Source organism: Nocardia vinacea, from assembly GCF_035920345.1.
In the GTDB taxonomy this organism is placed as follows: Bacteria; Actinomycetota; Actinomycetes; order Mycobacteriales; family Mycobacteriaceae; genus Nocardia; species Nocardia vinacea_A.
This window is the reverse complement of sequence record NZ_CP109149.1, coordinates 8,994,951-9,009,598: the sequence shown is the minus strand read 5'-3', so window position 1 is coordinate 9,009,598 and position 14,648 is coordinate 8,994,951. Positions and strand designations below refer to the sequence as shown.

The following is a 14,648-nucleotide window of genomic DNA, read 5'->3' as shown; positions in this document are numbered from 1 at the left end:
GGTACCTGGTCATGGCTCGACCACCCGGCCGTGGGCAGATCCCTCGATCAGCTCTACATAGGTCCGGACAACATCGGCCACCGGAGTGCCCGCAGAACCGTCACGCCCGAGCGCGGTGAGAGTCTCCGAGATCCAGCCCGGACTCACCGAATTCAAGCGGATTCCGCGCGGCAGCTCGAGCGCCGCCGCGGGCACGAAGCCGCCGAGCCCCGCATTGACCGCGGCCGCGAAGGACAGGCCCGGCTCGGAGAAGGTCGAGATGCCATTGGTGAGCGTGATGGATCCGGCGTCATTGAGGTGCCGGATAGCCTGGCGGACCAGGTGAATTTGGCCTAGGAATTTGCCTTCCAGACCGAGGAAGTACTCGTTGTCGGTCGAGTCGGCGAGTTCTGCGAGTTGACCGCTGGCGGCTACGGCGACGACCGCGTCGATATTGTCCACCGCATCGAACAACGCGGCGATCGACCCGGGATCGGCCAGGTCGACCTGGACCGGTCCGCGCCGCGAAGCGCGAACAACCTGATGATCCGGGTTCGCCTCGAGTGCGTCGACGAGGGCCGAGCCGATGGTTCCGGTAGCACCGATCACAACAATCTTCACGGGTCAGCCCAACCTCGTCGGGCCGCGCGCTATTCCGCCCACCGGTACGTGCCATTGCGTCTATCGCGTAACGCTGGTTACAGTAAGTTAGCAGACTGCTTGCAACTGTTAGCAGCAGCCTGTGCGGCGTTATCTGACAGACAAAGGAGTCTGACCATGCCAGCTGCGAGCACCGATGGCGCGGGCATGCCCGGCCACATGCTGGTCGACGATCGATTCACCGCCGTCGCGGCCAAGTTCTTTTCGATGTTCCGGCGTAAGAGCCAGGGCGGTGGCGCGCTGGCGGTGTACCTCGACGGAGAGCCGGTGCTCGATATCTGGGCAGGGTGGGTAGATAGTGACCGGCGGTGGCGAGCCGATTCCATGGCACTGTCCTATTCGACCGGTAAGGGCGTCACGGCGACGGTCGCGCATCGACTGATCGAGCGCGGCGTACTCGAGTTGGACGCGCCGGTGGCGGACTACTGGCCGGAATTCGCCGCGCAGGGCAAGGGCGGCATCACGATTCGCGAGGTACTGAATCACCGCGCCGGATTGCAGCGCACCCGCGATCTGGTCGCCGATTCGGACGATCTGCTCGACCACGATGCCGTGGCGGCGGCGATGGCCGCATCCGCGCCGGATCCATTGCGGCTGCGGGCTTCCGGATATCACGGCCTGACCTTCGGCACTCTGGTCGCGGAGATCGCACAGCGCGCCACCGGCCGCGACTTCACCGACCTCGTTCGCAGTGAACTCCGAGAGCCACTGGGCGACAACGATTTCTGGTTCGGCGTACCCGAAAACCAGCGGCAGCGGCTGGCTCGGCTCGCGCCTCGCCTCGGCATAGCCAAGGTCCCGTTCGACGCGCTCATCGCACCGTTCGCCTCGGTGAAGGTGATGAACTCCGCCCGCAGCGCGGTCTACGACGGTTGGGCCGATATGACCCTCGGCATGCGCCCCTACGATGCGATGATGCCCGGATGGAACGGCGTTTTCACTGCCCGTGCCATCGCCAAGATGTACGGCGCAATCGGCAACGACGGCTTGGTCGGCCACCGCCGCCTGCTCCGTCCCGAAACCACGCGGCGGATCGCGGAGATGCCGCCGAACAGCCGCTACGACTACGTCCTCGGCGCCCCACCGCATTTCGCACTCGGCTACCACCGCGCCATCGTCGGCACCCGCCTCACCCGCCAGGCCCTCGGTCACTTCGGCATCGGCGGTTCCGGCGGTATCGCCAATCCCGGACTCGGTCTCGGCATCGGCTTCGTCACCAACCATCTCGGCAACCACGCCATGTCCCTCGGCGACGCCCGCCTTCCCTTCCTCGCCGCCCTCACCGAACGCGCCGCCCGCACGGCCATCGGCGGTCAGTCCGCCGACACACTGGAAAGCACCCGCGCTGCCAGCTGATATTGCACCGTCGGGCGAGGGGATCAGCCCGCGGACTCAGCGCTCTGGCGGCTCCAACCCCAGCGAACGGATGAGGTGGCGGATTTCGTTGCGGTACAGCTTTTCCGGATCTGTGGTCTGGGAGCGCAGGTGGCCGAGGATTTCCAGGGAGACCAGGCCGTGCAGGTGACCCCAGATGCGCAGGGCGATCGCGACCGCGGCGGGCGGTAGGCCGGGGAACTCCGCCTTGACCTCCTCGACGAGTTTCGGCTCGAAGTCCGACCACTCGAACCCGTTGTCTGCGTAGAGGTTTTCGGCATGCGGCCACGCGCCTGCGGCCAAACCGGTCAGACCGGCGCACACTCGGTGCTCCGCGTCCGGGGCCGCGCCGCCTTCGGGAGGCTGGTAGTTGGGCACCGGATCGCCGTAGATGAGGCGGAACCCGGCCGGATTCGCCACCGCCCAATCACGAAATGCGCAGGACCACGCGAGGATTCGACCGGAGGCATCTGTTGCGGGACGGGCATCGCGGGCAGCCTCGACCGCATCGGCGAGTTCGGAATACACATCGTTGATCAGCGCGGTGACCAGATCGTCTCGGGTCGGGAAGTAGCTGTAGACGGCGTTCGCGGTCATGCCCATTTCGCGCGCGATCGCGCGCAGCGTGATGGCGCCCGGTCCGCCCTCGGCCATCAACCGGAGCGCGACCTGCTTGATCTCCGCTGTCGTCTCGGAGCGTCGTAACTCCCGCCGGCTCGGCGTCGCAGTGCCCACGGCGGCAACTCTACAGCGGTGTGAGAAAACCTGACATTGCTCAAATACTTCACAGCGTATAGTTTCTACACGCCGTATCAACCAGTTCGAGGAGAACCATGTTCATCGGAATCGTCGGCGCGACCGGCAATATCGGCCAGCGGGTACTCACCGAGGCCGTCACCCGCGGCCACCACGTCACGGCGTTCACCAGGGACGCCGGCCAGATCACCACCAGCCAGCCGAACGTCACCTGGCGCAGCCTCGATATCTTCGACAGCGCGGCCATTGCCGCGGCCCTCCCCGGCATGGACGTCCTGATCAGCTGTTACCAACCGGGAAATGCGGCAGCGGATTTCAATGACACCGTCGCGCGCTCCATCGCCGATCCGACGGTCTACGCGAGTGCCGCTCGCTCTATGCTCGATGCACTCCACACGCACCCGCGCACGCGGCTGATCGTCGTCGGCGGCGCGGGAAGTCTGGAGTACGAGCCCGGCCGAGTCACCGCCGATGACGACCAACGCCTCGCCGATACCCTCGAAGAACTCGGCCTCCCCCGCGAGTACGCCGCCGCGGTACGCGGTCACCGCGCCGCCCTCGATATCCTGCGCACCTCGAATCGGCTCTGGACCTACCTCAGCCCAGCTGAACTGATCGCCCCCGGCGAACGCACCGGCCGCTACCGCGTCGGCGGCGACCAGCCGGTCCGCGATACCGACGGCCACAGCCGCATCTCCATCGAGGACGCCGCGGTCGCGCTACTCGACGAGGCCGAACTGCCGCAATTCATCCAGCGCCGCTTCACAATCGGATATTGACCGGATGCTCCCGCACCGATGTCCGGTGCGGGAGTTCAGCTTTCGCGTTTCAGCTTGCGCCAGCCGCCCGCGCGATTGTTGGCGATGATCTGCTCGAATATTGTGAGAAGGCCTTGCGGGAACGCCGCACACCTGCCAACATCGGTGACCATGACTAGCGGAAAGGCCGACGTCGCCACCATCGGGTGAGCGCCGTGGCAAATTCACCAGCGGCTCGTCGCCGCACTTCCTTTCTCGGTCCCAAAATCCCTGTCCCGGAACGCGTTGCGTCGGCATGTCTGCTGCGCGACGAGTGGCTGGAGCACGGATTGCGCGCCGAACCCTCCGATCGACCCACCGCGCAGGCGGCCGTCACTGAGCTGTATCGGCTCATCGGCGAACCGGAACCGGAATTCGTGTGGGTCCACTCACCGGTCGCGGCAGTCGAGGTAGCCGCGGCGAGCGGGCTCGATCCCGGGGCATGGCAGCCTCGGCAAAACGAGAAACTACCGCCGACGGGGCGGATTGCGACCCTGCTGTCGGCATCCCGGCATCGCATGGACGGGCGGCTGCGCAACGGGCGGCAGCGACCGTGGCTGAATCCGGCACAGCGGGAAGCTATCTGGACTTTGCCGCCGGACGAGGCCGCGCAGGCAGGTGTGCCGGTCGAGCTGATTCTCACACTGGCCGTACAGGATTCGTTGCGCACCTCACTATCCGACGGGGTGGCGGCCGCGATTCGCACACTGATACCCGACAATGCGCGCGAGGTGCTCGGTCTCGCCTGGTACGGCCAGCAGGATGCCTATCGGGTCGGTTACTACGATGCGATCCGGCAGGCCGAGTTGACTGTCTTTCGTGGTGATGACCTGGCATTACTCGATATTCAGGTGGCGTTGGCCCGGTCCACCGGCTGGTGGTGGTCATTGGGTCCGGTGTGTGTCATGGCCGAGCGACCGACCGCCATTCACTCCGAGCCGACACCAAACGCCGACCACAACGAACGCAGACTGCACCATCGGGACCTGCCCGCGATCAGCTTCGCCGATGGCAACCACGTCTACGTCCAGCACGGCGCCGTCGTCCCGGACTGGGTGGTGCTCGATCCGACACCCGAACGCATTCGCGACGAACGCAATATCGAGGTGCGCCGCTGCGCGATCGAGCGGATCGGCTGGGATGTGTACGTAGCACGTGCGCAACTGGAACTCATTGCGGAACAAGATGATCCGGGCAATCCAGGATCAAAACTGCGGCTCTACGATGCTCCCTCCGAATGGGGCAGACGGCTGCGCGTGCTGCTCGCGGTGAACGGCTCACTCGAACGTGACGGACACCGCCGCCGCTACGGACTCAATGTGCCGGAGTGGATCGATGACCCGGTGGCCGCCGCCGGTTGGACCTACGGACTCAGTGGCGACCAATACGCCCAACTCGTCCGCCGAACCTAACTCTCCCCCAAGGTGATTCCTATGACCATGACACTCGCCGACCTCACTGCCCGCACCGGATTCGAGGTGCTCGACCATCTCGAACTCGAAATGACCATCCCGATCACCGACGGCATCCAAGCCCAGGGCGATCTGATCGTGATTCCACACGCGCTCGTCCGAAATGCCATCACCGAAGGGCCTTTCGCCCGATGGCGCGACATTCCGACCACCGGCATGGAATTGCTGCGCAGCGGTGCGGGCGGCAATCCGCACAGCCTGGTCGCCGACCCGGGCATCTGCACCTGGACCACCGGCATCCGCGACACCACCGATCTCGCCCTCGGCATGCTCGACACCCGCGTGGTCGCCTACCTCATCCATCCCGAACACGGTGCCAGCGCAATCGCCCCGGGGCGCTATGTGATTCGCCGCCAACGCGAACGCGGCACCCAACGCCTCGGCCGCTCGCTGAACCACCTCATCGCCGACTGACCGACAGCCGCCGCAGACGTGACGCGTTCATTTGACTTCTTCCCGCATCTACAGGTGGGGGATTCCGACCTTCGCAGGTCGGGTTTCCTGCTTCACCGGCGACTGCCGCGCCGACGACTGCCGGGTTGGTCTTACACCGCCTCCACAGGCAGCGACCGCCAGCCCGGCGGCCAAAATATTCCGCGCGGCATTGATATCGCGATCATGGGTCACACTGCAGCACCGGCACACCCATTCCCGCACATGCAACGCCATACCATCGTGCACCGACCCACACACCGAGCAGGTTTTGCTCGACGGGAACCATCGGTCCACCGCGATCAGCTCACGCCCGTACCAGGCGGCTTTGTATTCCAGCATCGAACGCAACTGCGACCACGAGGCATCGGAGATCGCGCGCGCCAGACTGTGATTGCGCAGCATCCCGGCCACGTTCAGATCCTCGATCACGATCGTTTGGTTCTCACGAACGAGGCGAGTACTGAGTTTGTGCAGATGGTCTGTGCGGCGGTCGGTGATGCGGGCGTGGATACGCGCAACCTTCCGGCGAGCTTTATCCCGGTTGACCGATCCCTTGGTCTTGCGGGCAAGGGCGCGTTGAGCTTTCACCAGCCGCGCGTGTTCTCGCCGCTGATGTCTGGGATTGGTGATCTTCTCACCGGTCGACAACGCCAGCAGCGAGGTGATCCCGGCATCGACGCCGACGACGCTATCGGTGCGCGGGTGGTGAGTTACCGCGGTCTCGGTGAGCACCGACACGAACCAGCGGCCCGCACTGTCACGAGACACCGTGACCGTGGACGGTTCCGCGCCCTCCAGCAACGGCCGAGACCACACGATATTCAATGGGTCGACCATCTTCGCGAGGGTGAGTTGCCCGTCACGGAATGTGAATGCCGACCGCGTGTATTCCGCCGAGGAGCGAGACTTCTTCCTCGACTTGAAACGCGGATAGCGCGCCCGCTTGTCGAAGAAACTCGCGAACGCGCCCTGCAGATGCCGCAATGCCTGCTGCAACGGCACCGACGACACCTCACCCAAGAACTTCAGATCATCGGTTTTCTTCCACGCAGTCAGCATCGCGGAGGTCTCGTTGTAGTTCACCCGCCGCTGCTCGGCGAACCACGCGACGGTCCTGGCTTCCAGCGCCTTGTTGTAGACCAGGCGGACACATCCGAACGTGCGCACAAGCTCCCGCTCCTGCTGCTCAGTCGGATAGAAGCGGTACTTGTACGCCCGCTTCACCAAGCTCTCCCCCATGCCTCACACATTAACAAGTCAGGTCGTGAACAGTGAAACAATCTGCGTCAGAATCATATTCGGCACCGGCCATGACGGGCATGAACCAGACGCGCCAACTCCTACAGCTCGAGCAGGGTTGCCTTCGCGCTACAGCCATCTGATGAGGCCGAGTGTCGTGCGCTCGGCGAGTGGCAACGACATCGGTCTCCTACCGCAGAACCAGAACGGTCATTAACTCAACTCACTCGCGCCACTTGCGTGCCCAATCCGCCGATGATCAGGAGACGGCGAAAAGGATCCGGAAGGTCGCACCCGCACCGGGCGTGCGCAACAGCTGGATCCGGGCACCGTGCGCGCCCAAGATCGCATCGGCAATGGCGAGTCCGAGTCCCGAACCGCCGGTGCGGGACCGCGATTCCGCGGCCCGGTAGAAGCGATCGAAGATGCGCGGGGCGTTCTCCGGCGCGATGCCGGGTCCGTCGTCGTGCACATCGAGTACGGCGAATTCGGACACGTCGGGCAGTACCGCACCCGCTTCGGCGGCGACCGGATCGGTCAACGCGGCCGCGGCTCTGATCCCGACGGTGACGGTGATCGACGCCTCGGATGGCGTATGCACCAGCGCGTTATTGACCAGATTGGTCACGACCTGCCGCAATCGATTTTTGTCACCGACCACCCGAACCGGATCATCCGAACTCTCCAGACCGATGTCACGATCCGGAGCTCGGGTGGCGGCGTCGCGCACCACGTCCATCGCGAGCACCACCAGATCGACCTCCGCCAGATCCAGCGCCCGTTCCTGATCGGATTTGGCCAACAGCAACAGGTCGTCGACGAGCACCCCCATCCGGATCGCCTCGCCCTCGATCCGGCTCATCATCTCGCGCACGCCCACCTCGTCGGACGCACCACCGCGCCGATACAGCTCGGCGTAGCCGCGCACGGAGGTCAGCGGGGTGCGCAGTTCATGGGAGGCGTCGGCGATGAACGCCCGCATCCGCTGCTCGGAATCGGCGAGCTGGCGCAGTGCCGTGGACAGCCGGGTGACCATCACATTGAACGCGGTGCCGAGCCGACCGGCCTCGGTATGCGGATCCGTCTGTGCGACACGGCGATCCAGATCCCCGGCGGCGATCGCCTCGGCCGTGTGCTCGATTCGGGTCAGCGGTCGCAGGCCGATTCGCACCAGGACCGCCGCGATCACGCAGATGGCGAGCAGCAGCGTCGCACCCGCCACCAACTCGATCGTACGAAGGTTGCCGGTCGTCGCCTCGGTGGTCGCCAGCGACATCGCGATCGCGACGGTACCGCCATCGGGCTGCCATTCGGTCGCCGGCTGCACGACAGTGCGCACCCGCCAACTGATATCACTCTTCTGGTCGCCGACCGTGAACGCGGTATTCGCGCGGGCGCGCACCGATGCCGCGTCCATCGCGGGCAACGCGGGCACGGTGCTCACCTGGGCAGGTGCGCCGAGCTTGCCGATCTGATGCCCGTCGACATCGAAGAACATGAGCCGGAAATCCGAAGGCAACTGCTCGTACTCCGGCGGGCCGGAGGGCGGGGGCGGCGGCGGCCGCTTGGTCGAAGTCATATCGCTGGCAACGTGATTCAACTGGTCGTCCACCCGATCGAGCAGCGCACGATCCAACATGCTCACGCTGAGCAGCCCGAAGGCGGCCATTCCGATACCGGCAATCGCGACGAGGGCCAGCAGCAGCCGGGTGCGTAAGGTCAACCGGCGAGCCCGATTCCACACCCGGCGCCCGTTCATGACTCCGCCTCGCCGGCGCTCGGCTCCGCCATGACCGAGCGATGCCCGGTTGTGTTGATTGTTCGCTCGCCGCGCTCGCTCACGAACGCCCGCCGCCGAGCCGCAGGGTGTAGCCGACACCGCGAATCGTGTGGATCAGCGGCGGATTCCGGGCATCGACCTTGCGCCGGAGCTGGCTGATGAAGGTCTCCACGACCCGCCCGTCGCGCCCGGTCTCCACACTCCACACCCGATCGATGATCTGTTGCTTGCTGACCACCTTCTCGGCGTTGACCACCAGATACTGCAGCAGGCTGAATTCGGTGGCCGACAGCCAGATCTCGGCGCCCGCCCGGTATGCCGCATGCGCGTCGACATCCAGTTTCAGATCCGCGTACTCGAGCACCCGATCGTCGCCGGACTCCGGTCCGAGGGTGCGCCGCAGAATCGCGCGCAGCCGCAGCAGGACCTCCTCGATGCTGAACGGCTTGGTCACATAGTCGTCGCCACCGGCGGCCAGCCCCGCGATCCGATCCTCGACCGCGTCCCGGGACGTCAGGAACAACACCGGCACCTGACTGTCGGACTCCCGCAGCCGCCGCGCCACCGCATAGCCGTCGAGATCCGGCAGCATCACGTCGAGCACCACAATGTCCGGCGGATGCGCCGCCGCCTCGGCCAGCGCCGCGTACCCACTCGCGGCGGTATGCACGTCGAATCCGCTCATCCGCAGCGCGGCGGAGAGCAGGTCCAGAATGTTGGGCTCATCGTCGACCACGAGAACGGTCGCGGCCGGTGACGTGTCACGGTCGGGCACGTCTACACCCTATGCCGCACCGTCCACCGGGCATCGCCCATACCGCTTTCGCCGGTTAGCGGCCGCGTTGCGCACGTTTCGGTCGACGCGCGGCCGCATTCGTGACGTCGCTTTGCCGATCGGCAGGCACGAACGTGATGATGTCGGCTCGCGATGTGATCGTCAGCTTCTGGAAGATCGAGACCATCTGTGCGTCTATGGTTTTGAACGAACTGCCGCGACTGGCCGCGATCGCCGTATTGGTCCAGCCCGCCGCCGCGAGCGTGGCCACCTCCTGTTCAGCGGTCGACAATTCCTGCCAGGGTGACGGGCGGTCGCGCCGGATGGGATGGTCCACCTCCAGCTTGTCCATCGACAACGTGCCCAACGCCAGCCGCGCCACCTCACCCTGCTCCGGCCGCAGCATGGCCCCCTCGCGCTGAGTGGCTTCGAACAGCTTGTGTCCGAGCACCTCCCGTGCGATATCGATAGCGTTGTCGGTTTCGGTTTCGAATGGCCCCAGGTTCGCCATGTTCACGCCCAAGCGCTGCCGCCAGGTAGCGACTCCACCGCCCAGCAGGGCGATTTCGGCGGCCCGCGCAATCACCTGCTCCGAGGCAGCGCCGTCCATCGGCCGCGCATCGGCCGACATGCGCGCAAGCGTCCACATCCGGACGTGCACCGCCCAGAGGGCACCCCATTGGTCGCGCATCGCGACCTGATCCGCCAACGCGGAGCGCCCAACCGCGAGCGCTTCCTCAGGATCGCCATATTTCGTCAGGGCAATCGCCCACGCCAATTCAGCCCAGGATTTCGCCCAGCCTGCCCCCGCCGCGGTGGCGTTGTCGAGATGGCGCCGGGCAATGTCGATGGCCTGCGCCGCGGTGCCACAAAAACCGGCGGCCAGTGCCTCGAACAGCTCGCTCATGGCCGCACCACCGAGATCGCCACGAGCGGTGAACTTCTCGCGAGCGCACCCCAGCACCGCTACCGCACGCGCGTCACTCTGCACCAGCATCAGTTCGCTACCGCGCGTGAACTCGACGGGTGCGGGCAGACCGCGATCACGCTCGGGGGCATGACGCCAGTTCGCCTGTGCCGTTGGATCTGTCACGCATGCGGCGACGCACTCCTCGAGCATCCGCTCTGCGTCGTCGTGCAAACCCTGGCACATACTGATCCAGCCGATCAGGGCAATTGCCGATATCTGGAGTTCGACGGGTTGTGGGTCGAGTTCGCGCGTCGCCGCCAGAGTTCGCTCGGCCCAACGCCGAGACTCGCGCAGCGACCCCTTGATGAAGGGAACACGCAACGAGATCAAGCCGACGGCGATTTCCAGTCCGATCACCGATTCCCCCGGGGTGGTGAGACTGCCATCGATCGCGCAGAGCAAGTTGTCCCAGGCCGCCCGCGCCCAATCGAGCAGATCCTGCTCCGCCGGGCTGAACCATTCGGCGCAGGCCCGCATGACTTTGTCGCGGTAGTAGCGTCGATGCCGAGCGGTCAGTCGCTCCCATTCAGCGCCAGCCGAGCGCTCGCGCAATCGCTGCTGAGCGAATACCCGGAAGCTCTCCAACAGCGAGTAACGGACGGTATCGGAAGTCAGGTGGACCGAGACCAGAGACTGATCCGCCAAACGCTCCAAGAGACCCTCGATCTCGTCGGTCGCGATGCTGACTCGCGGGTCGCCGCCAGCGATGTCGAGATCGGCGCAGACACCCTCGATCGCGTCCAACTCCGCACCGACATCGTGAACGGACGTATCGGATTCATCGTCCGGATCCACGTCGTAGCCCGCGGCGAAGACCGACATCCGATCGAAGAGCAGGCGTTCCTGGTCCGTGCACAGGTCGTAGGACCATGCGATGACATCCCGGATGCCCTGATGCCGTTCCTCGGTGCCGACGCGCGGACCGCGCGACCACCGCAGCCGCCGATCGCTGTGCTCGCCGCTGAGATCGCGCAGAATCATCGGCAACGGTTGGTGCCGCAGGCGGGCGGCGGCCAGCCGGATGTAGAGCGGATGGTTGTCCACATGCCGGCAGATCGAATCGGCCAGCGCGAGTTGATCATCGGCGATGGCACGCCCGGTGAGCTCCGCTCGCTTGCGGAACAGTCCGAGCGCCTGTTCCCGAGACAAGGGACCGATCGGCACCAATTGCTCATCGACCCAGCTGACCGCCTCGCGGCTGGTGGCCAGCACCGTCAACCCCGGCACCGCGTCGAGTAGTTCGGCGATCAATCGCCCGGCCCCGTCCAAAACGTGCTCGCAATTGTCCATCACCAGGATCGTCTGCAGCCGATGGCCCACGGCGTCGGAACGAGTGAGGGTGTCGACCAGAGCGGCCCATACCGAGCGATCAGAGAAGTCGGCATCGACGATCGCCTGCGCGACCTCGTCCTCGACCGCCGATTTATCGGCCCCGCCGGCCAGCCGGGCCAGCCGAACCCAATGGACGGGAACCCGACGAGCCTTGTGATAGCGGTGCACCGCCTCGGTGGCAAGGCGAGTCTTGCCGATACCACCCGAACCGATCAAGGTGATCAGGCGCGTCGAATCCAGCAGCAGCTTCGCGATCTTGTCCAGCTCCCGTTCGCGTCCGACGAAATCACTGACGGCCGTCGGCAGTGATCCGAGGCTCGATGAATATCGCCCGGTCATGGTGAGCACAGTAGTCAGCCGGTCGTCGCCCAGCAGCCAGAGTCCGACCGTCGCCACGCGATATCTGAAACATTCGTGGTTGCACCCGATGTACGTGACCTACCTATGTCGCGAAGCTGAGACCAGCGAATTCACCATCGGAAGGATTTCACGTGCGCGGAATTCAGATACTCGGCGCGGGCGAGTGTGGCCTACCGCTGGCACTACGACTGCGGCACAGCGGCATCCCGGTCACCCTGGTGACCGATCGCGACGCGGCAGCGGTGCTGTCCGGCTCGGTGACCAGCACACAGCTGAAATTCCAGCCGACATTGGACCTCGAATCTCGAGCGGGGCTAGGTATCTGGCGCTCGATTGCGCCCCGGGTCCAAGGCATCCGGTTCAGCTTGGTCGTCGACGGTAACTTGGTGTCCGGGTGGGCCGGACGCCTCAGCGAACCAGCGCAAAGTGTCGACCAGCGGACGGTTTTCGCGCACTGGCTGGCCGACTTCGCGGCTACGGGCGGCGATCTGGAGGTCGCCGAACTGTCTGTGCCGCAGTTGGATCGGCGGACCGCCGAATACGATCTGACCGTCGTCACTCGAGCATCGCGTGACCTCGCCGCATGCTTCCCCGCCGACCCGAGCTGGTCGGTTCCGACCGCGCCGATGCGTCGACTGGCGGTGCTGTACCTCGACGGGGTCGAGCCCGATCCGGATGGCCTCGGAAACTACACAGCCCTTCCCGGCCACGGCGAAATCATCTCCTATCCGGGACTGACCGGCCCTCCCGGACAGGAAAGACGTTGCGAAATGCTGCTTTTCGAGGGATTGCCCGGCAGCGGACTGGATGTTTTCGCGCACACTGTGCCGGCCGAACGACTGCCTCGGGCCGAACACCTCTTGCGACAGTATCTGCCTGCGGCACTTGCCGATCGGTATCGCAACGCCGAATTGACCGACGGTGGTGCGACCCTGGTCGGCGCCGTCCCGCCGACCATGCGCGAGCCGATCGGCACACTGCCCTCCGGCGCCCTCGTCCTGGGCGGCGGCGATGTTGTGTGCCGGATGGATCCCGGCGGTGCGCAGGGCGCCAACAGCGCCGCGCACTGCGCCGCCCAGTACAGCGCAGCGATTCTGGTCAATCCCACCGGCCCGTTCGACCGGGCCTGGATGACCTCGGCAGCACAGCCATGGCTGACCGCGATCGCCCATCCCGCGGCACGCTGGACAATGGCCATACTCGACCCGCCGCCAGCCGTGCGGGAACTCATGCAGGCCGCACAGCATGACACCGCGCTGGCCGACGCCTTCGCCGAAACCTTCGTCCGCCCAGCAAATATGGTGAAATTCGCCGCTGCCGCGCCGGCCGAATCCCCGGACGCCGATGCCTATGTCGATACCGCACCCCACTGAGCGCGGTGCGGATCGCCGAGCCCACCATGGCGGTCAGCGCGTCATCGACGCCGGGAATTCCGCAGGTAGGGAAACAAGAGCGCGGTGGAACGGTCCAGGCCGCCAGTTCAGTTCATCGACCGGCACGGCCAGCGTTAGATCGGGAAGGGCGTCGAGGAGCTGATCGATGGCATCCTGGGCGATCAGGTAGGCCGCCGTTCGCGCCGGGCAGGCGTGCGGTCCAGCGCCCCAAGCCAAGTGCGAACGATTGCCGAGCTGCGCACCGCCGCTGATCGTTGGATCGGTATTGCAGGCGGCCATGCTGATGACGACCGGTTCGTTGGCCGGCAACCAGATATTGCCGACCAGAATCGGTTGTCGTGGATAGGTGACGCAAAAATTGGCCATCGGCGGGTCGGCGAACAAGACCTCGTCGAGTGCGTCCCGGGTCGATAGGCTACCGCCCAACACATTTCCCGCGAACCGTTCGTCGGTGAGCATCAGCAGCAGCGTATTGACAATCAGATTCTGTTGCGGTTCGATTCCGCCGCCATACAAGACGGCGAGCTGATGAATCAGCTCCGAATCGTCGAGCCGGGTGGGATGTTCGAGTAGTCGCGTTGTGATGTCATCGCCGGGTTCGGCCCGTTTCAAGGCGATCAGGCCCAGCAAAGCCTCGCTGAGCATTTTGTTGCCTTGTTCTGCGTCGACCCCCTCGAAGATCGCGGCAGTCGCTTGCGCGACCTGCTGCCCGATCTCCGGTGGACAGCCCAGCATCGCGTTGATCGCGCCGAATGCGAGCGGTAGAGCGTATTGGCTGATCAGGTCCGCCGTACCGGACGCGCTGAAGGCCTCGATCAGCGGCACGGCAATGGACTCCACGGTGGCGTGTAGGGCATGGAGATCGGTCCCATCGATGGCCGCGGCGATGGCCTGCCGATAGCGAGTGTGTTCGTGTCCGGCACTGCGCATTGCGTTCGGACGCCACTCGAGTATCGGCCGTACCGGACATTCAACGGGGATCGTCTGCTCCCAGCCGCGTGGATCAGCGGGGAAACGGTCCGGGTCGTTCAAGATGCGCACTGCGGTGTAGTAATCGAGTACCAGGGTCGCGGGCACTCCCGGCGCGAGTTCCACCGGCGCCATCGCGCCGTAGCGGCTACGCATCTCCCGATAAGCGGTGTGTGGATCGGCGGCGAATTCCGGGGAATGCATCGGAACGAAGTCGCCATCGCCCCCGGCGGGCGATACGTGGTGCGGAACCGGACAAGTATCGGTCTCGGGTGGGGGATGTTGCGTGGTCAAAAGCGAAACTCCAAACGCTGGCCATGTCGCGCAGGCAAGTGGTGGGTCGCGGTAACGATCGC

General features: G+C 65.3%; 12 protein-coding genes. 5 read left to right on the top strand and 7 right to left on the bottom strand.

Annotation, left to right across the window (positions count from 1 at the left end; all coding sequences use genetic code 11):
• Positions 1-9: 9 nt before the first annotated feature.
• Positions 10-600, bottom strand: coding sequence for a short chain dehydrogenase (locus OIE68_RS40760; protein ID WP_327096214.1), 591 nt, complete (start codon positions 598-600; stop codon positions 10-12).
• A 156-nt stretch (positions 601-756) separates the two neighbouring features.
• Here OIE68_RS40760 and OIE68_RS40755 point away from each other — a divergent pair, with 156 nt between their 5' ends.
• Positions 757-1,995, top strand: coding sequence for a serine hydrolase domain-containing protein (locus OIE68_RS40755; RefSeq protein WP_327096213.1), 1,239 nt, complete (start codon positions 757-759; stop codon positions 1,993-1,995).
• Between the two features lie 36 nt (positions 1,996-2,031).
• Here the strand turns inward: OIE68_RS40755 and OIE68_RS40750 are convergent, their stop codons facing one another.
• Positions 2,032-2,748, bottom strand: coding sequence for a TetR/AcrR family transcriptional regulator (locus OIE68_RS40750; RefSeq protein WP_327096212.1), 717 nt, complete (start codon positions 2,746-2,748; stop codon positions 2,032-2,034).
• A gap of 98 nt (positions 2,749-2,846) precedes the next feature.
• Between OIE68_RS40750 and OIE68_RS40745 the strand changes: the two genes are divergently transcribed.
• The 3 genes from OIE68_RS40745 (at position 2,847) to OIE68_RS40735 (ending at position 5,452) form a co-directional block, all read left to right on the top strand.
• On the top strand, positions 2,847-3,548 hold the full coding sequence (locus OIE68_RS40745; RefSeq protein WP_327096211.1) for an NAD(P)-dependent oxidoreductase: 702 nt from the start codon (positions 2,847-2,849) through the stop codon (positions 3,546-3,548).
• A 194-nt stretch (positions 3,549-3,742) separates the two neighbouring features.
• Entirely contained in the window at positions 3,743-4,978 is a 1,236-nt protein-coding gene (locus OIE68_RS40740; protein WP_327096210.1) for a DUF6745 domain-containing protein, read from the top strand.
• Between the two features lie 15 nt (positions 4,979-4,993).
• Positions 4,994-5,452 carry a hypothetical protein gene (locus OIE68_RS40735; protein WP_327101994.1) on the top strand — a complete coding sequence of 153 codons (459 nt, stop codon included), beginning with the start codon at positions 4,994-4,996 and terminating at the stop codon, positions 5,450-5,452.
• A 48-nt stretch (positions 5,453-5,500) separates the two neighbouring features.
• Here OIE68_RS40735 and OIE68_RS40730 read toward each other — a convergent pair whose 3' ends face one another.
• From OIE68_RS40730 to OIE68_RS40715, 4 genes are all read right to left on the bottom strand, one after another.
• Entirely contained in the window at positions 5,501-6,712 is a 1,212-nt protein-coding gene (locus tag OIE68_RS40730; protein ID WP_327096209.1) for an RNA-guided endonuclease TnpB family protein, read from the bottom strand.
• A 259-nt stretch (positions 6,713-6,971) separates the two neighbouring features.
• A complete protein-coding gene (locus tag OIE68_RS40725; protein WP_327096208.1) occupies positions 6,972-8,471 on the bottom strand; it encodes a HAMP domain-containing sensor histidine kinase in 1,500 nt (499 codons plus the stop codon).
• 79 nt (positions 8,472-8,550) lie between these two features.
• Positions 8,551-9,267, bottom strand: coding sequence for a response regulator transcription factor (locus tag OIE68_RS40720; RefSeq protein WP_327096207.1), 717 nt, complete (start codon positions 9,265-9,267; stop codon positions 8,551-8,553).
• A gap of 55 nt (positions 9,268-9,322) precedes the next feature.
• Positions 9,323-11,965, bottom strand: a complete 2,643-nt coding sequence (locus tag OIE68_RS40715) for an AAA family ATPase (protein ID WP_327096206.1) — start codon at positions 11,963-11,965, stop codon at positions 9,323-9,325.
• A gap of 95 nt (positions 11,966-12,060) precedes the next feature.
• Here OIE68_RS40715 and OIE68_RS40710 point away from each other — a divergent pair, with 95 nt between their 5' ends.
• On the top strand, positions 12,061-13,302 hold the full coding sequence (locus tag OIE68_RS40710) for a styrene monooxygenase/indole monooxygenase family protein (RefSeq protein ID WP_327096205.1): 1,242 nt from the start codon (positions 12,061-12,063) through the stop codon (positions 13,300-13,302).
• A gap of 33 nt (positions 13,303-13,335) precedes the next feature.
• On the opposite strand, the gene OIE68_RS40705 is transcribed toward OIE68_RS40710, so the two are convergent.
• Entirely contained in the window at positions 13,336-14,496 is a 1,161-nt protein-coding gene (locus OIE68_RS40705; RefSeq protein ID WP_327096204.1) for a cytochrome P450, read from the bottom strand.
• Between the last annotated feature and the right edge of the window lie 152 nt (positions 14,497-14,648).